Origin of the sequence: Burkholderia sp. lig30 (genome assembly GCF_000687455.2) — a bacterium.
GTDB lineage: Bacteria > Pseudomonadota > Gammaproteobacteria > Burkholderiales > Burkholderiaceae > Burkholderia.
The window spans coordinates 1-24,184 of sequence record NZ_JGVW01000076.1 but is presented as its reverse complement, the minus strand read 5'-3'; the positions used below and the strand labels follow the sequence as shown (position 1 = coordinate 24,184).

Below are 24,184 nucleotides of genomic sequence, written 5' to 3'. Positions count from 1 at the left end.
TCGGCGCACGCCGACGCACTTGACGCGCCGCTTTCGGCGCATGAGCATCGGGTACGGCCGCATCGGCGTCAAACGCGCGATATGGCCCATCGTCCCGTAACGTCATCACGAGGCCCCTGCATGTACGTTGACCCACGCGTGGCGCACGGCCGCGCCCGGTTCGACCTGAGCCGCTCGCCGCGCCTGCTCGCCGACGCGCGGCGGTGGGAAATCAGCGACGTGATCACGCACGCGCTCGACACGTTCGCCGGCGAGCGCACGCCGCGCAACCTGATGCGGCTTCTCGCGCGCCAGATCGCGCCGAAGCTCGCGCGCCTCGGACTGGAGCCGTACGTCGGCATCCTCGGCACGCGACAGGGGCTGTTCGTGAATTTTTCGACGATGAGCGCCGAGCACGGGCTGCGCGAATTCCAGCTCGATCTGACGGTGCCGGGCCTCGTGCTGCGCAGCTTCGCGTCGACCGCGATCCGCCCGCACGCGGTCGCGCGCTGCATGCAGCGCAACGGCGCGCCGTCGGTCGACGCGATCGGGCACGAGACGCAGGTCGCGTTCGTGCTCGCGCGCGTGATGCGCGCACTCGCGCTTGCCGAGCACTGGAAGCAGGTCGCGGTGCCGACCGCGCGCGGGCTGTTCGTCGGCGCGCTGAGCGACGCCGACGACGTGTGCCTGAACACGTATTTCCGGCCCGGCGACAACGACCGCCCGTCCCGCTGGCAGGCATTCGCCGAGCTGTTCGCCGCGATGCCGGACTGGACGCCGGAGCAGATCCGGCACGGCGGCGATCTGTTGCAGTGGATGGTCAACCATATCGTGGCCTTGCAGGAATCCGCACCGTTCGCCGCGCGCTTTCCGTTTCTGCTGGAGCCTTACCGGCACGCTGACGACCCGCTCGACGCCGCCTGGGCCGCCGCGCGCGCGCACGCACGCGACGACGGTCCGGCGCCGAACTGACCGCGTCGGCGTTGTCGTGATCCCGACGTTCCCGGTCAATGCCACACGCGGGGTGCTGCGTGCCGACCTCGTTCGGCACACAGGCCCGTTGCACGGCCCTCATCTACTAGGTCGGAACGCCCACGGATAACCCGCAGACTTTGTTGTGGCGGCCAGCCCGGCGGACGGGCACGCACCACGTCAGTGCACGATCGGCCCGCCATCCTGCGTGCCGAGCATCCCGAGCAGGGCCCACAGCCACATCACGTCGTAGACGGCGTCTGCGTGCCGCCTGCTCTGCGCGCACCAGCGCTCGAACGCGTCGAACTCGGCCGCGCTCGCGTCGCCGGCCCGCAGCCACAGCAGCCAGCGAACGGCGCCGTCGCGCACGGCCTCGTCGGCCGCCGGCAAGTGATCCGGTTGCGACCTGGTCATCTCCACGCCCATTGCCTGAAGTTCCACGCATCCGGTCCGCGCGCACGGCACGCGGCCGGGCGTGCGCCGGCCCCCACGGATAATGTCGGGTCGAGCGGGCCAAACCCGCAGATGTGCCGGGAATGCCGCGCGGGCACGCGCGGGCAGGCGAGGCCGGACCCGGGTCGAACCGGGCCGGCACGGATCAGCTCAGCAACACGATGTTGCCGGGCAGACGCGTCACGTGCGCGCCGTACAGGTGGCCGACCATGTCGATCGCGTCGTCGAGGCGGTTGAGCGGGAATTGCGCCTGGATCCGGTTCTCGCCGAGCGACGCACTGCGCAGGATCACGCGGCCGCGCCGGTAGCGGTTGATCTCGTCGACGACGCTCGACAGCGGCATGTCGTTGAATACCAGCATCCCGCGCCGCCACGCACTGACGGCCGCAGGATCGGCCGGCGCCACCGTCTGTACGCCATGCTCGTCGTAGGTTACCTGCTGGTTGGCATCGAGCAGGCGGCGCCCGCGCGGATGGTCGAGCGCGACCGTGCCTGACAGGCAGGTGACGCACACCTGTCCGTCGGTGCGCCGCACGTTGAAGCGCGCGACCCGCGCGCGCAGCCGGCCGCTGCCGGCCACGACCGTGACGGGCCGGATGCCGCCCTCGCCGTCCGACGCGCGCGGCGCGGCGTCGATCTCCGCCTCGCCGGCAACCAGCCGGATGCCGCGCCCGGCCGACGACGACAGCAGGTCGAGCCGCGTCTGGGTGTTCATCTCGATGGTCACGTTCGATTCGAGCGCGACCTGCCGCTGCTCGCCGGTGCCCGTCCGGTAATCGTCGGCGAACTCGCCAAGCGACGGCCACAGGCCGAGCGGAGGGCGCAACGCGAGCCACGACGCGCCGGCCGCGACCGCGAAACCGACGAACGCGCGGCGGCCGGTGCGCATCGCGCGCTCCCGCTTCGGGACGCCCGTCCACGCGCCGCCTTGCGCGCGCTCCTCCTGCGCGATCTCCGCCGCGGCGGTGCGCAGCGAGCCCCACGTGTCGCGCAGCTCGTGCGCGGTGCGCGGATGCGTGTCGCACCAGTGCTCGAACGCCTGGGCCTCGGCCGGGCTCGCGTTCCCGGAGCGCAGCCGCACCAGCCACGCGCTGGCGGTATCGTGCGCGTCGTTGGCGGAATCGGGCTCGGGTTTCATCATCGTCGGGATGCTCAAAATTTTCGGGGCCCGCCGCGCGAACCCGGGTACGAATCGCCTTCTTCCTGCATCCGTTGCAGGCAATACTTCATCGCCGCGCTGAGCTCGCTTTCGACGAGGCGCAGCGAGATGCCGAAACGCTCGGCGATCTCGCGGTTGAGCAACCCGTCGACGCGCGCGGCGATCAGGATCGCGCGGCGTCGCGGCGTCAGGCCGCGCAGCACCTCCTTCAGCGCATCCACCTTGCGGCGCGCGGCGACGATCCGCTCCGGATCGGCCAGCTCGTCGGGCAGTTCGAGCAGCACGTCGGCGTCGTCCTCGTGCAGATGGCGCCGTTCGCGGCGATGCTGATCGATCGCGACGTTGCTCGCCATTCCGAGCAGATACGCGTCCGCATTGCCGACCTGGGTCGACACGTTCGCGTTGTCGAGGCGCAGCCAGGTTTCATGCAGCACGTCGGCCGCGCTGTCCTTCGAACCGGTCACGCGTTCGAGCCGTCGGACCAGGTACGCGTAGCGCGACGCGAGCAGCTTCCTCAGGCCGGCGCGGGTAGTCTCGGACATGGCCGCCTAGTTCCGTTCGGCTGCCGGCGGGCAGCGGAAATGCACACCGTTGCCCACCGGCCTCAGCAGGATCGTGACCGGCTGCGGCAGCCCGGCCGGCGGCGCCTCGTCGAGCTTCAGCGAGCGTAGCACGCGGAGGATCGCCGCGTCGCGCACCGCAAGACCACTGGATGCCACCATGTTGACTGCCACCACCGCCCCCCTGTCGTCGATGCGCAGTTGCGCGACGAGCCGATAGCGGCCCGGTACCGCGGCTGGCTGCGCGCACAACGCGTCGATCAGACGCGCCTGCACCAACCCCGCATACGCGAGCCGCTGGTCCGAATTGCCGACACCGTCGATCGGCGACTCGTCGCTCGATGGTGTCGGGTCCGTTCCGCTGCCCGACGCTTCCGCCGTTGCCGGCTGGGCGACGATGATCGCTTCGTCCGGCTGCGTAAATTCTGCTTTCAAACCCGTGCCGAGCAATACGCGCTCGAGCGCATCGCGCGGCAGGAAATCGCCCTGCACGGGAGCGCTTGTCCGCCCTTCGAGCAGCGGCGCCGGCGCGAGCACGATCAATTCGGTGATCCGCGCGAAATCCTGCAGCGCCTTCGCGAGCGGCTGCGCGGGCAGAGTGAAGTGCGCGGGCACGCCCGGCTGATGGCCGCGGGGCGCCTGTGCGTGCACGCCGCGCATCGGCAACCCGACGAGCAGCATGCAGACGGCCAGCGCCACGGCACCTCGCGGCGCCCGTGAACGTGTCATGAATTCCCGGTCATGTGTGGTGCGGCACGGCCATTCGCGCAGCCGGCCCAGGAATCGGCCTCGTAGCAACCGAACACCGCATTGTGAGCGGGGACTGTGACAGTCAGTTGACGCCGGTATTGCATAGAGCGACGAGAAATTTTCTAGCGGGAGTAAATGGTGGACCGGAGCGTGCTCGTGAAAAATGTTGTGCCGGATTTTTGATGCGCGGATTGATCTTGCGGATTTTGTATTGATCGAAACTCCGATGTTTGGCGATTAAAGCATGGGGATTGCCTTGACTCAAAAAAAGAGACCCACGCGAATTTCAATTCTCGCCATGCATATCGACCAAAAAGTGCCGATTGAAGCGCGAACATTCTCGGCGGCGTAAATGTTCCGTAGCATTTGCCATCACAGTGTCGCGAAGACGTGACCGAAACCGACGAATTCTTACGCTGACGCGCCGATGCATTTCATCGTCACGGCATCGTGTCACACGCGCATGCGCCGTCAATGGCATGTTCGAATCGCCCATGCGGGCACGCCTGAATTGATTCATGGAATATCGATCTTTTTTGCAAGATTTACGAATTCCACGAATTACTTCTGAAAGAAATGGAAGCAGGTCACGAGCACAAATGTTCCGTACCATTGGTTATGAAAAATTCACACGTGCCGCACGCATTTCATCCTACATTTATTCGGCGGTCGATAACGCATGTCGGCCGCGGCAACAGGCTTCCCGTTTATCTTCGTTCAAGGAAAATCTCATGAAATCCAGCAAGCGCAAGATCTGTCAAGTCCTGGCTCTCGTCATTTCCGGCATGGGCGCATCGATCGCGATGGCGTCGCCGGTGATTCAAGGCGGCGGCTCGTCGCTCGTCGCGCCGACCATCGGTGCGATCGGCAACACGGCCACCGAAATCGGCCTGTTCGGCACCAGCGAAGGCTCGTTCACGTACTACTCGGTCGGCTCGGGCGCCGGCCAGAACGCGTTCCTGAACAACCAGCCGACGTACTTCGGCACCACCGTCACCGGCACCGTCGACTTCGCGAACAGCGATGCGGCGCTGAGCGCCTCGCAGGTCACGAACTACAACAACGGCCTGGGCGCGACGAACGGCCCGCTGATCCAGATCCCGTACATCGTCACGCCGATCACGGTTCCGGTCGTCAACGCGCCGGCCGTGACGAGCACGACGACGCCGCAGACGACGCCGGGTCAGGCACACAGCATCGCGCTGAACGACAACGACCTGTGCGGCATCTTCTCGGGCAAGCTCACGAACTGGAACCAGGTCACGAATCCGGAAACGAGCACGACGTACTCGCTGAATGCGCCGATCAAGGTCGTCTACCGTACGGACGGCAGCGGCACGACGGAACTGCTGACCCGCCATCTGGCCGCCGTCTGCACGACCGCCAACACCGCGACGGGCGTCACGTTCGTCGATTCGCTGACGTTCGCGAACACGACGGCCTTCCCGAGCGGCGTGCCGTCGAACTTCGTCGGCGCGTCGGGCAGCGGCGGCGTGCGCAACTCGCTGACGAGCCTGTCGTCGGCCGGCACCGCGGCGATCGCCTACCTGAGCCCGGACTACACGAACACGTTCCTCGCGCCGTCGAGCACGGTCGTGACGTCGTCGGGCGCGCTGCAGCTCCCGCTGGCCAGCCTGGTCAATGCGAAGAACAGCGCGTACTACGCACCGACCTACGCGAACGCGACGACGGCGCTCGGCACGGTCAGCCTGCCGACCGGCGGCAACGCCGCGGACCCGACGCAATGGGTGCCGAACGTGGCCAACCCGACGTCCGGCTACCCGATCTCCGGCACGAGCCAAATCATCGTGAGCCAGTGCTATGCCAGCTCGTCGGTGGGCACGGCCGTTCATGACTTCCTGAACAGCCACTACACGAACGCCAGCTTCGCGTCGATCGTCCACGGCAACGGTTTCGACACCGTGCCGTCGGGCTTCGAGACGGCGATCTCCTCGAACTTCCTGACCAATACCAGCGGCAAGAATCTCGACATCGACGATTCGAACGTTTGCGGCGCCCCTGGCTACGCGGGTCGCTGATCCATCCGCCACCCAGCAAACGCATTCCCTATTGCCGCACCCCGCACCGGGGTGCGGTTTTTTTTGTCCGCTTCATTCGTCATGGCGGGATTTCGATCCTGGCAAGCGGCCCCGGCAATACGGGTATCGCTCATTGGAAATCGGGCGCCGTGCACATTCGCGCACGGCGCCCGATCTGCCCCACATCAGATGCAAATTGGCCGGCACATGCCGGCCAACATCACAGCTTGCCAAGCCGCGCCAGTTCCGCGCTGCTGAGTTGCGTTTGCTGGCTGCGCCCCGCCGGGCCGAAGCCGAGCACCGATACCGCACTCGACGGATCGTAGCCGACCTGATCCTTGCGGCGATTCTTGCTGGCTCCGTCGTTGTCGGCATCTCCGAAGCCTTCGACCTGCACCGAGATGGTCCAGCGCCGCGGCGCGGTTCCGTTTGCGCCGTTGCGGGCGAGGTCCTGCGCGATCTGGCTAACCGCCGAAGCTGCCGAGCTTGCGGCCGTCAACGCACCCGTGTTCACCGCCTGCACCATCGGAACGCCGGTCGTCTTGCCCGTCACCTGAATGTTGTCGGCGTTCACGACACGCAGCGCAGCCACGTTCAGGTTACCCGCGCGAATCCCCGCGTCGCCCGCATCCACCGTGCCCCGCGGCGCGATCAGGTTGATCGTGCCCGGCGGCACGCCCGGCACGCTCTGCAGCGTCGCGATCCCCGCCCCGGTCACCTCGCCGTGCGCATCCACCGTGCAATAGTGGTTCGCATCGCACACGTACTGCGGCGCGGGCGTATCCGCCGACGACTTCGAGCCCTTGCCCGCGTTGATGTCGCCGTTCGAACTCCAGATCGTCATGTTGCCGCCCTGCTCGGTGAAGATCCGGCTCTGCGCGAGCAACACGCTCTGGTCCGTGAAGATGTTCACGTAGCCCTGCTCGAGCGTCAGGATACCCGTCTTCCCCGGACCGACGATCACGTTGCCCGCGGCATCGACGATTTGCGGAGGCGCTGAAGCGCTGCCCACCAGCGCCTGCCCGCCGGGCCCGAGGATGGTGACGTCGCCGCCTTGCTGCGTCTGGATCGTCGAGTTGCGAATGTCGAGATTGCCCGTGCCGACCAGCTGGTTCGCGCCGTTCGTGCCACCGCCCAGATTGTTCGCGGTATAGCCATACGCGGCGGGGAACAGCGTGTTGAGCGCCTGATAGCCCCGCGCGTACTGCCCCTTGTACGGGCTTGCCGGATCGTTGAAGTTCTCCCCGACTTGCGTCAGCACACTGAACAGCACCTTCTCGGCGAACAGTTGCTGCACGTGCGTCGGCAACGCCTGGAACTGCTTCCACGCTTCGTCGGCGCTCAACTGGCCCACCGCGTTCTGCGCGGCCTGCTGGTCGCTCTGCAGCCCCGTGTTGACCGCGAACCCTGCGTCGTACTGCTCCATGAACGCGATCAGCGCCGGCATCGCGCTCGGCACGCCCGCCACCGAGCTGCCCGGCGCGATATACGTTGCGATGAAGCCCGGCAGGTCGACACCAGGGCCAATCCCGAACAGCACGTTGATGTTCGCACTCGCATGCGGCAGGTTCGGGTTGTTCGCGTTCCCGACCGCATCGATGCCGGTAAAGACCTGCGTAACCGAGCCAGTATTCACGTGGTTGTAGTACAGCTCCGCCTGGCTCGTCAGCGGCCCGATGTTGCGGCCCGCCTGCACGTCGACCCACCCCGGCCCGCCGATCTCCAGCACCGGCACTGCGCCGGCGTTTCCGAGAAGCGGCGTATCGTAAATGTCCCGGCCGGCCACGATGCGGGTCACGTCCGAGCTGCGCAGGTTTTGGCCCCAGAACGCCAGGTCGACGATGTCCTGCCCCGCCTGCACGAGTGCCGGCTTGTCGACCGACAGCGTGACGAGGTTGTCGTACAAACCCGCGTTACCGCCGCTTGTCTCCAGAGTCCCGTTGACGATGCTGCCATCCAGGCTGTAAATCCGCGCCGGCGTCGTATCATTCGCATGCAGCGCATCGACTGCATGCGCGGCAAGCGTCGTGTCCGTCAGCGCCGGAACCGTCGCCAACGGATTCGTCGGCGAAGGCATCTGCGAAGGATCGGCATCGGACAGCCCGAACGTGCGGTCCAAGGCCGCACCCGTGCGAATGCCTGCGACATTGGACAGATTCACCGACTGTGCCGCGATCAGGTTCAACTGACCCGTCGGCGACGGAAACATCGTGCCGCCCGACGCGACATCGACGCCGCCGTCGAACGCAACCAGGTTCACGCTCGCGGGCAGCACGCCATTGGCGCCCGTCAACATGCCGGCCAGCGTGCCGAATTGAACGTCCCCCGTCGTCGACAGTACGTTCACTGCGGAAGTCAACGAATAGCCTTGACCGTCCGGGTATTGCAAGTAGTCGAGAGGCTGGATCGTCCCGTTCGGCACGCCACCCGCCTGCTGAAAGGCGCTCGCATAGGACGGATCAAGCACCGCGCCGATATTCGCACCTTGTCGCGCGGTCACATTGAATATGCCATCTTGCGCGGCAAGCACCGTCGACACCGCGAAGGGCGCCTGCCCCAGGTTTCTGGACTGCAGCGTAATATCCGCCCCGATACCGCCACCGGCCGTCAGATTACCTTGCCCTCTGGCCACGAAGTAGCCGCCACTCAGAATGTCGCCGCCAGCCCGAACCGTCAGGTTTCCGCCGCCCACAGTCACCGGATTTCCGTTTCCGTCCTTGTACCAGGTAGTCGGCAACGACACCGCCAGATCGGAAATATTGCCGCCCGCGCTGACCGATACGTTGCCCCCGACGCTCATGATGCCCTGGTCAAACGCGCCGAAGTCGATCGACGTGCGGGCGAGCGGCTTGAGCGTCGCGACGCTGCCGTTATAGATATAAGTCGCGGTGGGCGTGATTTCCATCCACTGCCACCAGAACTGACTCGTATTGGCGCCCGCCTGGCCGGTCAGCGTCCCCGTGATGTCGGTCGTATATTCGATTCCCTGGATGTCACCCTGCGCGTGAATCGTGATGTCGCCGGCCGAATCCGGATTCACGGCAGACGTGACCAGAATGTCGGGCTTCCCCGTCCCGGCTTTCATGACCCCGTTGGCAAGACCCAATGCGGGCGCACTGTGGGAGGGCGCGCCAGCCGAATACACCACGCCGGGCGCGGTCGTATCCGACAGCGTGAAATCGTCGCCCGCGGCAATGTCGATCGCCCCCTTGCCGGTACGGATCGTCGTCGGCTGCAGCAGGGTCATCCCGTTCGCCTCGACGTACGCGGTATGCTGGCTCAGCACCACTGTGCCGGCCGGCATGCTGCCGGAGTTGAATACCGCAATCGGCTGAACCGCAAGCGGATTGGCGCTGGTAACGTCGGCGCCGGCAACGATTCGATACGACGCGCTCTCGCCACCCAGCAGCGCCGCGTAACTGATCGGCAACGGGTTGTCGGCCGTCGCGACGTTCGCCGGCACATTGCCCGGCAAATTGCCGATATTAACCACTCCCGTGTCAGGAATCGTCAATGGGGCTGTCGGCGCGAAGAAGAAGCTATACGCCCCTTTCGGCGTATACCACGAAAACGAAGGCGTTGATGTTGTAGATACTTGATCAAGATATTTTCCATATGTCGATATATATTGCCCATAATCTGCGGAATTCGACGAAAGAATCGGCGGAGTCGGCGTGCCAAACGGGAGATTATAAACTCTGCCGTTATAGATCAAGCCGTCTACAGTGCGACTCCAATAACCGCTTAGCCAGCCACTGGATCCGGTATAATACGCCGCCAAATAATTTTGATATGACGAGTACCCGGAAATTACGGGAGCCGGGGTTTGCAATGGGATATAATTCAAAATATGGAACGCATACCTGCCACCAGCCCAGTCGCTGTAATACGTTCCCCATGAATTCGCATACTGGAGATAATCAGCATAGTATTGATGCGTCTGATTCGAGAGCGGGGCACTCAATGCGACATTCGGATCATAGAGCGGATCCACCGGATTGCTGCTGAATGAAGTCAGGGATCGGCTCGTCCCGTCGGTAAATTGCACCGCGATCGACGTCGGATCATCGAGAGACATCAGGCTCGTGTACAACGACGACGCATCCCCGTAAGTCGTAGTAGGGGTCGCAGTCCCCGCCGCCCCAAGGATCGTCGCCACCTCGTTCTGGAAGAATCCGTCGGTGATGCTCGCTTGCGCGTCGAAGTTGTTTGCCGCCCGGAACGTCAGCATCGGCGCAATCGTCGTCTGGTAGCGGTAGACGGGCACTATCGTTCCGCTATTGTTCGGTAGCCCCGCACCGAGATTCCAGTTCGACAGGATCGAGATGTTGCCGCTGTTGATTGCCGTGCTCGGATTAACGAACTCGATACCGGATGCCATCCGGAAATTCGCGATGTCCGAAATCTGGCCGATAAGCGTCGGCCCGTTGGCACCGAGGCCATTCTGGATGAATCCCATCAGCGTGCCGGGCGTTATCGTCGACTTGCCGTTGCTGTCCGTCACGATCTGCCCGCCGTAATACGACTGGTGATCGGTATTGGGGCTGGTCGGCACGAAGTACGTGCTGTCCATGCCGGGAAACCCGATCGACGTGACGCCGGAATACAGCGACGCGAGATCCGCCGCATCGCCGCTCAGCGTCGCCTGCTGTCCGGTCGCGTTGTTCGTCAGCGTGCCGCCGCCGTCGCCGCTCGCGTCGGGCATGAAGCTGAACGTCGTGCCATTGGCGCCCTGGGCCGTGAACGTGCCGGCCAGCAGATGCCCGCTGCTGTCGAACCAGCCGGCCGGATCCACGATGCCGTCGAAGTGTTGCGCACCCGTCGTCGCATCCGTCGTGCTCCAGACCGCATACGCCTCCAGTGTCGTCGCCCGCGAACCGGCAATGCCCTTCCCGCTATTGAACGCAGCCGGCAACTGGACATTGACGCTGCCATCCGCGAGCAGCGGCGCGCGGAAATTCACCGTGCCGCCCGACAATCCGCCCGCCGTGCCACCCGATACGTCGATCAGCGCGTTCGCGCCGACCCGGATCAGCCCCGAGCGCGACGGATCGATGTTTTCGTACCCGTAGGTCGCGTTGTACGGATTCGCCACGGTCGGGTCGAATGTCGCGCTCGTGCCGATGTTCACCTTGCCGCCGCGCTGTGTCGGATCGGCCCCGAGCGCGAGCAACGTTCCCTCGACATCCACGCCGCTGCGGCCGTACAGGTCGATCTCACCGCCCGCCGCGCCCGACGCGTTGATCGTGCCGAACACGTTCACGTTGCCGTTCGCCGTATCCGACGCGTTGCCCGCACCACCATCCGCGGTCAGTGACACGTTCCGCGCCGCCAGCGTGTTGCCGGCCGACAGTGTCAGGTTGCCCGCCTTCGTACGGATCGAGATCGACTGGTTCACGCCGCTCGACGCGAGCGTTGCTGCGAGCGCGTCGAGGTTCGCCGCGCCGCCCGTGTTCAGCGACAGCGAGCCGCCCGCGTAGCCGCTCGCCGCATTCCCCTTGATCACGCCGTTCAGGTTCACGACCTGCTGCGGCGCCGACAAGGTGAGGCTGCCTGCCGCGCCGCCACCGTTCGCGCCCGAGAAGTCCAGCGTCGCGCCGGGCTGCACGTCGACCGTGCCCGCATCGGCCGTCAGCGTGATCGCGCCCGCCGGCGCATATTCCGTCACGTCGAAGAATTGCTTCGACACGCCCGCCGCACTCACCGTCGAGCCGCTGCCGATCGTCAGGTTGCCGCTCGTCGCCTCCAGGCTCACGTTGCCCGCCGGCGCGCTGATCGTCGCGCCGTTGTCGGCGATCGTCCCGCCGACGAAGCGCCACGCACCGCCCACCGGCACCTTCATCAGCGCCGTGCCCGACGCGCCATTCAGCGCCAGAACGCCCGTCGTCTTCACGGTCGACGCCGAACTGGTGTCGGCAAGGAAGACCGGTGCCGACAACGTCACCGGCAGCGCCCCGAAATCGAACGTGCCGGTGCCTTGCCCGACGACGCCGCCGCTCGCGCTCATCGACACGCTGCCGAAGCCGCTCAGCGTCTTGCTGCCGGTGCCGAAATCGATCTCGCCCGCGTTGACCGACAGCGTGCCGCTGCCGGGCGTCGCGGCGCCGTTCGGCGCGCCGGTCTCGTTCGTGAACGCAATCTGCGGCGCGTTCAACGTCACGTGGCCGCCGTCGCTCGTGAACGTGCCCGCGCTCAGGTCCACGCTGTTGCCGAACGTCGCGTTCACGTCGCCGACGAAGCCGATCGCGCCGTAACTGCGCAACGTCACCTGCTGCGCGTTCGCCAGTTGTGCGAGCCCCGCCGGATCGATCACGAAGCCCGGCAGGCTCGCCGCGGCTGCGCCATTCGCGTTCGTGAACGTGATCGCGGCGCCGTCCGCCATGATCGACTGCGCCGACAGCACGGCGGTCGGATCGACCTTCAGGTTACCCGACGAGTCGAGCGTCAGTGCCTGGCCGCCCGCGAGCGTCGCGCCCGCGCCGACCGTCAGCAGGCCCGTGCCCGTGCCGCCCGTGCGCGTGAGCGGCGCCGGCGCGCCATTCGACACGCGCAGCAGCGCGCCGTCGCCCGCGATCGCGATCGGCAGATCCTTCGCCGCCGGGTATGCGCCCGACGCCGTGACCGACGCGCCCGCGCCGATCTGCAAGCCGTTTGCCGCGCCCGGATCCGTGGCGCTCGCGTCGGTCTTCGTCACCAGCAGAATTTCCGGGCCGGTCAGCGACGTGCTCGCGTCGTTCGACACCACCACGCTGTTCGCGATCGGCGTGATCGTGACGCCGATCGCCGTCGCCGCGCGCGTGCCGCCGATCAGCAGGCTCCCCGCGTTCAGCGTATCGAGATCGCTTGCGCCGATCTGCAGGTAGCCCGGCAGCGCAGTGCCGCCATTGCCCGTGATCTGGATGTCCTGCGACGCGATGTCGACCTCGGCCGGCGCACCGCCCGTGCCCGTGGCCGTGTTCAGCGTCGCCCCGAGCGTCAGCGCCTTCGTCGCCGCCAGCACCAGTTGGCCGCCGTCCACCGGCAGCGGCGGCGTCACGTTGCCCTTGCCGGCTGCCAGCGTCGTGAAGAAGCTGTTCGCGCCGCTCAGCGTGTATTGCGAATAGGACTGCCATACCGCGCCCGACTGCACGTTGAACACCGTCGGCGTCGCGCTGCGGCCGCCCGTCACCGCATCGGCGAAATACCCTGCCGTCATCACCGTGCCGTCCGGCAGCACCTGGCTCGCGCCCGCCGCGACGTTGCCGGTCGTGGCCGACACCGTCACCCGGTACGCGCCCGGCAGCGTCGCATACTTGCCCGGGAGCAGCGTGTAATACCCGGCCACCAGTCCCGGCACGCCGGACAGGTACACCGCCTTGCCGATCGCATCGTTCAGGCCGGCCTGGCCAACGCCGAGCGTCGCCGTCGTAGTCGTCGCCGTGCCGTTCGCATTCGTGGCCGGCTGCACGCTCTGCGCGAACACCGGGTCATATGCCGCCACCGGCGACTGCGTGCCCGGCAGGATCGCATACACGTTCCCCGCGCCCACTGTCACCGGCACGGCCACCCCGGTCGCGCTATTGGCATAGCTTACGTTGTACTGCGACAGCACGTCCCGCGTGCCGCCCGTGCCCGGCACCCATTCGGCCGCCTGCAGGTTGCCGCCACCCGACAGGTCGATCGTCGCGCCCTTGTTCAACGCGACGTTGCCGGCGTTCACGCCGATAGTCTTCGCCGGCGGCGCGGTCAGGTCGGGTGCGGTATTGCCTCCGAACTGGTTGAACTGCCATTCGACGCCGTCGATCGTCGTGCCGTACGGAATGATCGCCCCACCGTTCGAGACCGACGTCACGCTGCCGTTCGCGAAGCTCACCGAATCCGTCGCCACCAGCGAAGACAGGGGGGTGAACAGCGCCTGTGTCGTGCTGTTCGTCGGGTCGCCGACGCCGAACACCAGCGTGCCGGACGGCGCGCGCACCGCGCCACCCTGCACGATGTCGGTCGCATCGATCAGCAGCGTGCCGCCCGCCGACAGCGGCGTGCCCGACGTGCCGTTCGACGCAAACGTGACCGTCGTCGGCGCCGGCGTGCCCGTGACCGGATCGGCAGGACCGACTGCGGCGACAATGAACGTGCTGCCCGTCGCCGGGTACAGGTCCGCCGCCATGAAGGTCAGGTTGCCCGGCGTGTAGAGCACGCCGGGGGCGAGCGCGTTCGCTACCGATTGCGACGGATTCGTCGAGCTGAGCCGGATGTCGCCGCTGCTGGTGAAGTTCGCCTGGCCGAAGTTGTTCAGCTGGAACTGGTTCATCAGGTCGATGAACGACGCGTTGACGTTCAGCGTCGCATCCGCGACCGTCGCGACCTGTGTGAACGCCGGCGATTGGGACGTGAGCGTCGGTCCCGCCACCGCGACGTACGGCGCGTCGATCGTGACCGTCGTGCCGAGCGGATTCTGCGGCGGCTGGGAGAGCGGCGTGTACAGCGCCCCCGAGGTCAACGGATTGCCGCCTGAAAACTGTGCGGCCGTCGACAGCACCGTCGCGAGTTGGTCCATCCCGATCGCCGCGATCTGGCCGCTATTCAGCGTCACCGATTCCGGCAGCGTCAGGTTCACGTTGCCAGCGAACGCAATTGTCGGCACGGGCAGATGGTAGTGAGTGGACGGCGCACTGCTGCCCAGCACCAGGTTCGCGATTCCCGATCCGCTCAGGCGGTCGGCGGCGAACTGGATTACCCCGGTCGGCTGCCCGATCGGCGCCCCCGTCGTCGGATCGATCGCGGTCGAGAAATCCTGGCCGGGCGCGAGGCCGGCCGGTACCAGCAGGCCGCTCTGCCGCACGACCAGCGCAGTCGCGCCGGCTGCCCCGCTGTTCTGCTCCGGCAGGATCGCCAGCGTGCCGCCGTGTGCCTGCGCCGCGCCCGGCTGCGCAGCAAGCGTCGCATCCGCGAACAGGCCGTTCGCGGCGGCCAGCGTGATCGAGCCCGCATCGCTCCAGACCGGTTGCGACGCATAGATGCCGTTCGACTGCGGCTGGTCGAAGTTCGCGGACGCGCCCGATACGTTGATCACCGAGCCCGCCTGCGCGACCACATAGCCCGAATCGTCGGAGAGCACCACCGAGCCGCCCGGCAGCACCTTGCCGGTGTTCGGCACGGCGACCGTGGCGCCGATCCTGACCGGCGCCGCGAGCGGATTCGTCAGCGCGACGCCCGACACGTCGAGCACGGCGTTCGGGCCCAGCCACACCGACTTGCTGTCAATGCTGAAATAGCCATTCGAATACTGGCCCGTCACCGCATGGGTACCTTCCGAATCCGCGCTCAGCGTGATCGAGCCGCCCGGCGCCGCGATCGATCCCAGCACAGTCACCTGCGTCGGCGAACCGAGGCCAACGCTGGCGCCGGCATCCGCGACGATCGACGCGCCCGCCGACAGCGTGACCGCGCCGGTCACGCCCGGGTACGACGGCACCGTCTTCGTCACCTCGTTCACCCACCCGACGGCAGCGCCGGCCGTCATCACGAGGCCCGTCGGCTGCCGGTGATACGCATCGAGCTGCCCGCTCGTCGTCAGCCCCGTGGCCGACAGGTTCGTGTCCGTACCGGCCTGCTGCAGCGCCGGCACCTGCGGGATTCGGTTCTGTTGCGTCAACGCGATCGTCGCGCCCGGCGCCACGGTGGTGTCGTAATACGCGTTCAGCACGTAATTGCCGAAACCCTGCTGCGAGAAGAAGCTCTCCGGCAGGGTCACGTCCCACGGCGACGCCGCCGACGGATCGCCGCCGATCCGGAAGCCGAGCGCCTGCAACGTCAGCGTGCCGCCGCCGGAGAAACCCTCGCTCAGGATCGTGCCGTCCATCGCGATCGTGCCGGCCATCGGTTGCGTGCCGGGCAGATGTGCGCCGCCGTTGGCGGTGTTACCGAATTGGCTCGACACGGATGCCGCGTACGTCTGCAACGTCACGTTGCCGCCGCGTCCGGCCGGCACGCCGTTGCGCATCAGCATCTGCCCGTTCGCCAGCAGCTCGCCGCCGCTCGATACGTCCAGCACGCTGCCGGGCTGCAGCACGATCGAGCCGGACGTGTCCATGTAGCTGCCGTCGCTCGACAGGGCCGACGACTGCCCCGTCGACAGCGAGATGCTGCCGCCATTGATGAACTGGCTGTTGCCGGGTGTCGTGCCCGGCGAAGCCTGCACGTCGTTGTTCACCCACTGGCCGGCCGCGCTGAGCACCGCCTGCGGACCGACGATCACATTGCCATGGCTCAATATCGTGATCGAACCGGACGGTGCGCTCAGGCTCCCCGCGACGTTCACGTCGGACACGCCGCCGCTCTTCAGCGTGATGGCGCCGCCCGGCTGCAGGCTCAACTGCGTGCCCGGCGCGACCGTGATCCCCTTGCCGCCGGTTATGTCCTGCGTGACGGTCAGGTTTGCGAACCCGCCGCTGTTCAGCGTCGCGACCGGCACCACCATCGTCGTCAGCACGTTGCCCGGATCCGTGCTGGAGAGGGCTTGCAGCGCGGTCGCGTCGAGCGGGGTGTCGATCGAAAAGCCCGGCATCAGGCCGGCGAGCTGCGGCGCCTGGTCCTGCAGGATCGTGAGTCCCGACACTCCGGACGGTGCGCCGCTGCTGGCGTTCCACGTGAGGTCGATCAACGCGCTGCTGGCCAGCTTCGGATCGACGCCGAGATTGAACGTGCCGCCCGACGGCAGGCTGTTGCCCTGCATCTGCTTCGCGCCGCCGAACGCCTGCGCGCTGATGTCGCCGTCGAGCACCAGCGCCTTCGTCGCATAAATGTCGAGGGTGCCCGCATTGCCGCCGACGATATAGTCGCTCTCGTACATGCTGCCTGTCTCGAGCGTGTTGTACCACGACTTCGTCACGCCCCAGCGCGGATGGCGTTCGATGAACTGCCCGGCGATCCCGACATACGTATCGTACGGGCTCGCCTGCCCGATCGGCACGATTGCCCCGTTCGCATCGACGAGCCGTGTCGTGTTCACGTAGCCGCCGTCGTAATGCACGTAGCCGCCGTTCAGGTTCATCGACGAACCCGTGGCGGTCATCACCTCGTTGCCCGACAGCGTGATCGTGCCGCCGTTGGTCAGCAGTTGATCGACCGTGCGCGGAATCAGGTTCACGTAGCCCGACAGGTTCAGGATCGGGCTGCCGACCCATTGCACGCCGTCGCTGCGCGTACCCGTCAGCGTGCTGTCGAACACGACGTTCTGGAGTCCGTACAGGAAACTGTTGCGCAGCAGCGGCGAATCCGCCAGTTCGTTCTGGCCGATGCGCGCGACGGTGACGAGCGTGTTCGCGACCGGCAGCTCCACGTTCGCGAGGCCGGATACGTCAATCGTCGCGCCGCTGTCCAGATAGATCCGGCCGGGCACTGCGGTCTGGCCCGGCGGCACGGCGCCGGCTTGCGCGGGCGTCAGCGCGGTCACCGTGACACCCGAGCCCGGCGCCTCGATCAGCGAGCCGCCCTGGAACCACACCGAGCCCGCCGTCATCGCGATGCTGCCCGGCGTAAACACCGCACCCGGCGTCGATGGCGTCGTCTGCCCGTTATCGTCCGGCAGCACCGTGGTCACCGAGTCCGGGCCGAAGCTCAGCAGGCCGGACCGGCTCACGGCGGTCGAGTTCGTCACGAGATTGGGCTGCCCCGGATACGCGTTCCCCAGCGGATTGTTCGACGCATACTCGTCGACGGTCGAGATCGTGATCGTACCGGGCATGTTCACGCTGGTCGTCACGCCCACCACGCCATTCTGCGCGACACGGCTGCCCAGCAGGTTCACGTTGCCGCGCGCCGCCTGCACGATGCCGGTGTTGGTCAGCGTGCCGGCCGGCGTGATGTCGATCGTCGTGCCGGTTTGCGGGTCTACCGTGATGATCGTTCCGCTCAATTGCGGCAGCAGCACCTGCGGGTTCTTCGTCGCGGACGAATTGGGCAGCAGGCTCACGCCCACGCCTGCCGCCAGCACGACCTGCCCCGCCGTCGCCGTGATGCTGCCGCCGTTCGTCACGTTCGGCGCGGCGATCATCACGAACCCGCCATCGCTGACCGTGCCGTTGGTGTGCGTCGTGATCGACGCGCCCGGTTCGATCGTGATGTCGCCGGGCGACTGATAGGACGAAGGCGCGACCAATGTCTGGTTGCCGAGGCCCAGCACTTCGTTCGGACGCCCCGTGGTGCCTGTCAGGCTGGTCGAGCTGCCCGACTCCGGATACGCGAGACCGCCGGTCGTGCCGGCCGGCAGGCTCAGGAACTGCTGGTTGCTCGCGGCGATGCCGTCCGACGTCGGCATCGACTGGTTCTTCATGTCCAGCAGGTTCAGCGACGACGCCACCAGCGAATGCACGTTGACCTGCGAGCCCGCGCCGAACAGCACGCCGTTGCGGTTGATCACGTACACCGCCCCTTGCGCGGTCACGTTCCCCAGAATCTGGCTCGGCAGGCCGCTCGGGTCGTTGATCCGGTTCAGCACCGCCCAGTTGTTGGCGCCAGTCGTCTGCGCGCCCTTCGACTGATCGAAATTCAGCGTCGTCTGCCGCCCGATGTTCATCGTCTGCCACGTCAGCACCGCGTTCTGTCCGGTCTGCTGGATGTCGACGGTTACATGGCCGCTCGAATCAACGCTCTGCTGCGGCCCGTGCGCGTTGATCCACAGCACCGCATTGGTGGGATCGGTATTCTGGCTGACCAGATTCCCGTTGCCGTCGCTCACGAACGTCACGCCCGGCGCCACCTGCAGCCCGCCCGGGGCAAGCCCGTTCGGCACGCTGGAGGCAATCCCGGCCGCGGCGGCCGCCGCGCTCTGCTGCGCGGCGATCTGCGCGGCAATCGCCTGCGCCGCATGGCCGAGGTTGCGGATCGACGGCTGGCTCGCCTGCAGCGCCTGCTGCGGCGACACGCCCAGATTCGGCAAGCCCCCCAAGCCGCCCGCACCGCCGCCCGATGCGCGCGCGCTCGCCTGCCCAAGGTTCATGATGCCCGCCGCGTGCGCATGCGCGGTCACGCCGGCCGCCAGCATCAGCGCAACCGCCCGGTATAGCGGGCGCAGCTCCGATTTCAGAACCGGCCGCGAGCGGGCCGCATCAGATTGTCGTGTCGTCGTTGCGCGTGCTGCCATTCTCCACCCCGAATCCTATGAAGTTGCGCATGGCGGCGATCGCGCCGAGGTCGGCGTCGATCCGCTGTCGCGCGTATCGTTGCGTCCGAAACAGTGTTGGACGCACGAGAACATACGAAGCGCGAAAGGCAGCGGCGTGGCGGGTGTTACGGACCATTCCGCCGGTATCCGAAAGGTCCGTACCTTTTGTCATGGTCGGCTTACGCCGGTTCGCGCGCCGCCAGCGACGCGGCGACGCGCGCGATCACCGCCGGCCAGTCGCCGGGGCGGGTCTGCCGGAACAGCGTCGCGGTCGGGTACCACGGACTGTCGTCGCGATCGAGCAGCCAGCGCCAGTCCGGCACGCACGGCAACAGCACCCACAGCGGACGCGCGAGCGCGCCCGCCAGATGCGCCACCGACGTGTCCACGCTGATCACGAGGTCCAGCAGGTCGACGAGCGCGGCAGTATCGGCGAAATCCGCGAGCGCGTCGCCGCACGACACGACGCCGCTCGCGGCGAACGCGTCCGCATCACGCGCGCGCACCTGCGGCTGCAGGCTCACGAAGGTCGCGTCGAGCGCGAGCAGCGGCGCGAGCAACGAAAACGGGATCGAGCGGTTCTCGTCGTTCGCGTGGCGCGGGTTGCCGGACCACGCGAGGCCGACTCTCAAACGGCCAGGCGGCCCGAGCGCGTCGAGCCGCGCGGCCCACACGTCGCGCCGTCGCGCGTCGACGCGCAGATACGGCGCCTCGGCCGGCACCGTGTCGAGCGTCGTGCGAAACGCATGCGGCAGGCTCATCAGCGAACACTGCAGGTCGAACGCCGGCGTCGGCTGCCCTTCGGTCAGGACCCGGCTCACGCCGCGCAGCGTACCGGCCAGCTCGCCGAGCGCCTCCGGCACTTCCAGCAGCACCGTCGCGCCCTTGTCGTGGACGAGGCTCGCATAACGGCAGAATTGCAGCGCGTCGCCATAACCCTGTTCCGCATGCAGCAGCACCGTGCGGCCCGCGAGCGGGGCATCGCCGCGCCATTGCGGCCGATCGCCGTGGCGGCGGTGCAGCATCACGTCGGCCGCTTCCCAGCGCGCCTCGTGCTGCCGCCAGCCGGTGTCGAGATCGCCCATCAGCAGCCGGCAGAACGCCTCCGAACGGCGCGCGGCGCCGTGGTGCGGATCGCGCTCGCACGCGCGCATGTAATCGACGAGCGCCGCGTCGTGCTCGCCCAGTTGCTGGCGCGCGACCGCGCGCGTGAACAGGGCCTGCGCGGTCTCGGCCGGCGCGTCCGCCGCCGCCGCGTGGCTCCGGAACGCATCGTCGTAGCGGCCGAGCTGCTGCAAGGTCAGCGCGCGGTTGTACAACGCCTCGACATGCGGCCCTGTCGTCGCGAGCGCACGATCGTAATGCGCGAGCGCGTCGCCGTACTCGCCGAGCCCGCGCAGCGCGGCCGCGCGATTGCGCAGCGCATCGACGTCGTCCGGCGCGCGCGCGAGCGCCTGGGCGAACGCGCGCGCCGACTCGGCATGGCGTTCGAGGCCGAGCAGCGCATTGCCCCGCCCCACCCACGCGCCGACATGATTGCGGTTCAGCGCGAGCAGCCGGTCGCTGCGCTTCAGCAGTTCGTCGCGCGCGTGCAGCAGGTCGAGCGCGACGCAGCTCGCGAACAGCAGCTGCATGTCGTCCGGCACGCGCTCGAGCGCTTCGTCCAGATAGCCGAGCGCGTCGGCCGGGCGCCCCAGCTCGGTCAGCACGTACGCGCACGCGTACACCAGTTCCGGCGTCTTGCCGCGCACGACCATCGCGAGCTGGAAACAGTGCAGCGCCTCCTCGCGACGGTCGAGCGCGCGCAGCGCGTGGCCGCGTTCGATGTGCGCGGCGGAATCGTTCGGATCGATGGCCAGCGCGCGCTCGACGCTGATCAGCGCGTCGGCGGGCCGGCCGAGCAGCCGCAGCGCCTCGCCGCGCCGGTTCCACGCATGCGCATTGGCAGGCTCTTGCGTCAGCGCGCGCTCGTACGCGGCGATGGCGTCGCCGTGCCGGCCGAGCGCGAGCAACGCATCGCCGCGCGCCGCATGCGACGCCACGTGACCGGGCACCAGCGCGAGCGCGCGTTCCGCCAGCGCGAGCGCCTCACGGTGGCGGCCGACGCCCGTCAATGCCGCGGCGTGATTCGCGAGGTTCCACGGCTGATTCAGCCCGAGCTGCATCGAGCGCGCGATCAGCGGCTCCGCGCGCGCCGGCTCACCAAGACGCAGATGGGCAAGCCCGAGCAGGTGCAGCGCCTCGACGTTGTCGGGCATCATCGTCAACACCCCCTCGTACAGGCGCCGTGCCCCGGCGAAATCGCGCTGTTCGAGCCGCGCGCGTGCCTGGCGCAACGCACCGTCGAGCGCCGCGCGCAACGCGTCGGCACCCGCGCCCGGCGCGTCGATCGGCCCCAGCCGCGCGTGCTCCCGCGAACGCGTGCTCATCGCGCACCTCCCGCGACGATGTCCGGCAGCGCCGCGCGGATCCGCTCGACGACCGGCCCCCATTGGCCTCCTTCCGGCTGGCGGAACAGCCGCGCGCGCGGATACCACGGGCTGTCGTCGCGATCGAGCAGCCAGCGGAAATCCGGCGTGTGCGGCAGCATCACGACGAGCGGCCGGCCGAGCGCGCCCGCGAGGTGCGCGACCGACGTGTCCACGCTCACCACGCAGTCCATCGTCTCGGCCAGCGCCGCGGTGTCCGCGAAATCGCCGAGTGCGTCGCCGACGAAGCGGATCGGGGTCAATTCCAGCACCGCGCGGTCGTCGTCGCGCACCACTTTCTGCAGGCTGATCCACTCGTAGCGATCGTCGAGCAGCGGCAGCAGATCGGTCAACGTCATCGAGCGGTTGCGGTCGTTCAGGTGCAGCGGGTTGCCGGTCCAGACGAGGCCGATGCGCGGCCGCTGCCGCGCGCCGAGCCGCTGCCGCCAGCGCTCGACGCGTGCCGGGTCCGCCCGCAGGTACGGCACGTCGGCCGGAATCGACGACAGGTCCGTGCGAAATTCGAGCGGCAGGCTCAGCAGCGGGCAATGCAGGTCGAACGGGGGCAGCGGCGCGCCGCGCGTGACGAGCACGTCGACGCCGTCGAGCGTCGCGAGCAGCGTCTTCAGCTCCGCGGGCACCTCGAACACGACGCGCGCGCCCATCGCCTTCACGAGCGGCACGTAGCGGCAGAATTGCAGCGTGTCGCCGAGCCCCTGTTCCGCGTACAGCAGGATCGTGCGACCGTCGAGCGGCAGGTCGCGGGTCCAGCGCGGCTGCGCGAACGCGCGCCGGCTGCTGTCGAGCTGGCTGTCGCGCCAGCGCCATTCGTATTCCGCCCAGCCCGCCTCGAAATCGCCGATCGACAGGCACAGGAACGCGCGCATGCAGTGCGCGAGCACGTAGTCCGGATCGATGTCGATCGCGTCGGCATAAGCCTGGCGAGCTTCCTCGTGAAGCCGCAGCGCGCGCAGCGCATGACCGCGATGGAAATGCGCGAGCTTGTCGCGCGGCGTCGCGTCGATCACGTACTCGAGGTCGTCGAGCGCGTCGTCGTAGCGGTGCAGGTCCAGCAGAACCTGCGCGCGGGTCGACCATGCGGGCACGTAACGCGGATCGGTCAGCAGCGCGCAGTCGCATGCGTCGAGCGCGTCGTCGTGACGCTCGATGCGCATCAGCGCGTGCGCGTGGTTGCACAGCACGCCGAGATTGTCCGGCTCGATGTCGAGCGCGCGCGCATAGCTGTCCGCCGCCTCGCGATGGCGGCCGAGGTGGCTCGCCGCGTTGCCGCGATTCGCGAGCGAGCGCACGTGATGCGGATCGATCGCGAGCACGCGGTCGCAGCGCACGAGCGCCTCGTCATGCCGACCGAGCAGTTCAAGCGCGATCGAGCTGTTGAAGAGCGCGTCGACGAATGCAGGGCTGGCGGCGATCGCCGTGTTGAAGTCGGCGAGCGCGCGTTCGGGCTCGTGCAGGTCGAGATGCGCGACGCCGCGCAGGAACAATACGTCCGCGCTGCCCGGCGTGATGGAGAGCGCATGGCCGTAGCTGTCGACCGCGTCGATGTAACGCCCGAGGTCGCGCAACACGAGCCCGCGCGCGCGCAGCGCATCGAACGTGCGTCCGGCCAGTGCCAGCGCGCGATCGCAATCCGCGAGCGCATCGTCGAGGCGAGCGAGCGCACGGTGCGATTCAGCGCGCCTCACGTAGCCGTCGGCAAAGCCGGGCGCCTGCCGGAGCAACGCGTCGTAGTTCGCGCACGCGTCGTCGTGGCGCCCGAGCTGCGCCAGCAGGCCGGCGCGCTGAAACAGCGCGCGCGGATGCGTGGGATTGATCGAAAGGGCCTCGTTGAGCCGGGCCAGCGCATCCTGTTCGCGGCCCAGCCCCGCGAGCACCGCAGAATAGTTCGCGAGCGACAGCGGCACCGGCTGACGTTCGATCGAGCGCCGCATCAACGGCTCGGCGTCCTCGAGCCGTCCCTGCTGGAATCGCAGCGCCCCGAGCAGATGCAACGCCTCCGGATGGTCGGGATCGAGTTCGAGCAGTTCGGCGTAGGCCTTCTCCGCCTGTTGGAGCGCACCGTCGTGATGCGCGACGCGCGCGCGCCCGAGCAGCCGCGCGAGCTGTTCGGCGTCGGGCGAGTGGATTGCCGTCGGACACGGCGCGGCTTCAGGGCTCGCGAATCCGGCCCTTTCCCCATTCGAACTCATCGTCTGGCCCCTGTTGTCGCTACGATGTCCTGTTGCATGGCGTGGCCGGTGGCCATCGGTTTCGGTGATGCGGCGCGACGGATCCAGAAACTGGCGTGCCGGCACCGGAGCCAATGCGGGCGGCGTGGACGTCATCGGCGACCACGGCCCCGCGGGCGCGGCGCTCGCGCGGGATTCGGTTCCTGATCACCGGCGCATACCGTGCGCCAGACCCGCAGCCCGCACGGGCCGGCGCATCGTCGCGGCATTCAGACTAGCGAACGAGCCGTAACAACCGTATGACGAATGTTACGAACCATTTGGCGGCAAAGGGATCGACGCGATCCGCCCCCGCCCCCGCCCCCGCGCTCGCTCTTCCTCGCCCCGTGCGACACGGCTATCCGGTCACTCCGCCGCGCCGTGCATCATCGGCTCGATCGCGGCCCGTACCGCGTCGATCGCGCCCGCCCA

At 67.7% G+C, this 24,184-nt stretch carries 10 protein-coding genes; 2 read left to right on the top strand and 8 right to left on the bottom strand.

Annotated features, from left to right (window positions below; all coding sequences use genetic code 11):
- The first annotated feature begins 120 nt into the window (after window positions 1-120).
- Window positions 121-951, top strand: coding sequence for a hypothetical protein (locus LIG30_RS12465; protein WP_038712578.1), 831 nt, complete (start codon window positions 121-123; stop codon window positions 949-951).
- Between the two features lie 180 nt (window positions 952-1,131).
- On the opposite strand, the gene LIG30_RS12460 is transcribed toward LIG30_RS12465, so the two are convergent.
- The 4 genes from LIG30_RS12460 to LIG30_RS12445 form a co-directional block, all read right to left on the bottom strand.
- Window positions 1,132-1,392, bottom strand: a complete 261-nt coding sequence (locus tag LIG30_RS12460) for a FecR/PupR family sigma factor regulator (RefSeq protein ID WP_235510292.1) — start codon at window positions 1,390-1,392, stop codon at window positions 1,132-1,134.
- A gap of 157 nt (window positions 1,393-1,549) precedes the next feature.
- Window positions 1,550-2,545: a FecR family protein gene (locus LIG30_RS12455; protein WP_038712575.1), complete on the bottom strand. Its 996-nt coding sequence runs from the start codon at window positions 2,543-2,545 to the stop codon at window positions 1,550-1,552.
- Window positions 2,546-2,556: 11 nt separating this feature from the next.
- Window positions 2,557-3,105 carry an RNA polymerase sigma factor gene (locus LIG30_RS12450; protein WP_038712574.1) on the bottom strand — a complete coding sequence of 183 codons (549 nt, stop codon included), beginning with the start codon at window positions 3,103-3,105 and terminating at the stop codon, window positions 2,557-2,559.
- A gap of 6 nt (window positions 3,106-3,111) precedes the next feature.
- Window positions 3,112-3,852, bottom strand: coding sequence for a secretin and TonB N-terminal domain-containing protein (locus tag LIG30_RS12445; protein WP_038712572.1), 741 nt, complete (start codon window positions 3,850-3,852; stop codon window positions 3,112-3,114).
- Between the two features lie 752 nt (window positions 3,853-4,604).
- Here LIG30_RS12445 and LIG30_RS12440 point away from each other — a divergent pair.
- Window positions 4,605-5,912: a substrate-binding domain-containing protein gene (locus tag LIG30_RS12440; protein WP_038712571.1), complete on the top strand. Its 1,308-nt coding sequence runs from the start codon at window positions 4,605-4,607 to the stop codon at window positions 5,910-5,912.
- A gap of 220 nt (window positions 5,913-6,132) precedes the next feature.
- Here the strand turns inward: LIG30_RS12440 and LIG30_RS12435 are convergent, their stop codons facing one another.
- From LIG30_RS12435 to LIG30_RS12420, 4 genes are read right to left on the bottom strand one after another with little or no spacing between them, the layout of a single operon-like run.
- Window positions 6,133-19,035, bottom strand: a complete 12,903-nt coding sequence (locus tag LIG30_RS12435; protein ID WP_083494008.1) for a filamentous haemagglutinin family protein — start codon at window positions 19,033-19,035, stop codon at window positions 6,133-6,135.
- Window positions 19,001-19,192, bottom strand: coding sequence for a hypothetical protein (locus LIG30_RS26235; protein ID WP_038712568.1), 192 nt, complete (start codon window positions 19,190-19,192; stop codon window positions 19,001-19,003). The genes LIG30_RS12435 and LIG30_RS26235 overlap by 35 nt, the downstream gene beginning before the upstream one ends.
- Before the next feature lie 43 nt (window positions 19,193-19,235).
- Window positions 19,236-21,485, bottom strand: coding sequence for a tetratricopeptide repeat protein (locus LIG30_RS12425; RefSeq protein ID WP_038712565.1), 2,250 nt, complete (start codon window positions 21,483-21,485; stop codon window positions 19,236-19,238).
- Complete coding sequence (locus tag LIG30_RS12420) at window positions 21,482-23,734, bottom strand: tetratricopeptide repeat protein (RefSeq protein ID WP_038712563.1); 2,253 nt, start codon at window positions 23,732-23,734, stop codon at window positions 21,482-21,484. Before LIG30_RS12420 ends, LIG30_RS12425 begins: the two co-directional genes overlap by 4 nt.
- Window positions 23,735-24,184: the final 450 nt, after the last annotated feature.